The organism is Streptomyces aureus (assembly GCF_001418135.1).
Classification (GTDB): domain Bacteria; phylum Actinomycetota; class Actinomycetes; order Streptomycetales; family Streptomycetaceae; genus Streptomyces; species Streptomyces aureus_A.
Map to the genome: position 1 here is coordinate 1 of NZ_LIPQ01000439.1, position 1,172 is coordinate 1,172.

Genomic DNA, 1,172 nt, shown 5'->3' on the forward strand with positions numbered 1-1,172 from the left:
GTGTAGGGGTGGGAGCCGAGGTCGGCGCCGCCGGGCGCGGCCGGTGTGATCGCGGTCGGCCTCGGCCTCGCCGTCGTCCTCGGCGGGCTCCCCGGCAACCCCTTCCGCTTCGACGGCATCGAGGACCTGCCGCTGCCCGGCGGCGCCGACCTCGGCTCCCACCCCTACACGGTCACCGCCGAACTCGACGACGTCCTCAGTCTCGTGCCGCAGTCGGCGGTGAAGGTCAACGACGTCGCCGTCGGCCGCGTCACCGCCATCGAGCTCCGTACCGACACCTGGTCCGCCCGCGTCACCCTGAAGATCAACGGCGACGTCCGGCTGCCCGCCGACGCGGGCGCCCGCCTGGAGCAGTCGAGCCTCCTGGGCGAGAAGTACATCCAGCTCGTCGCCCCGCCGAAGGACAACGGCGGACGGCTCACCGACGGCAGCGTCATCCCGCTCGCCCGCACAAGCCGCAACACCGAGGTCGAGGAGGTGTTCGGCGCCCTGTCCCTGCTCCTCAACGGCGGCGGCGTCAACCAGCTCAAGACCATCACCCGCGAACTCAACGCGGCGCTCGGCGGACGCGAACCCGAGGTCCGCGCGATGCTCAGACGGGTCAACACCCTCGTGACGACCCTGGACGCCCATCGCGGCGACATCACCCGCGCCCTCGACGGCCTCAACCGGCTCTCCGCCACCCTCGCCGGCCGCAAGAAGGACGTCGACACGGTCCTCACCGGACTCTCTCCCGGCCTCAAGACGCTGGAGAACCAACGGGGTTCCCTGCTGACCATGCTGCGCGCCCTGGACACCCTGTCCGGGGTCGCCGTCACCACCATCGACGCGAGCAAGAAGGACATGGTCGCCGATCTCAAGGCCCTCGCGCCCACCCTCACGGCACTCGCGGACGCCGGTGCCGACCTGCCCGAATCGCTCCAGGTGCTGCTCACGTACCCCTTCACCGACGAGGTGCTGCGGGGCGTCAAGGGCGACTACCTCAACACCTATCTGCACCTCGCCGCCGCCCCGGGAACCGAGGTGATCCCGCCGCTGATCCCCAGGACCGAGCCCACGCCCACCCCCACGCCCACCCCGTCCGACCCGGGCCCGGCCGCCCGCCGGGGAGCCGGGGCCGGCACCGGCATCCCGAGCCCGAACCCCCCCCCGCCGCTGCCCCCGGCCACCCC

Annotated in this window: 1 protein-coding gene; it reads left to right on the plus strand. The window is 72.7% G+C overall.

Annotated elements, in window-relative coordinates:
* Positions 1–45: 45 nt before the first annotated feature.
* Positions 46–1,172, plus strand: a 1,127-nt coding sequence (locus tag AOK00_RS30025; RefSeq protein ID WP_055603370.1) for an MCE family protein, incomplete at its 3' end; no start/stop codon positions are given.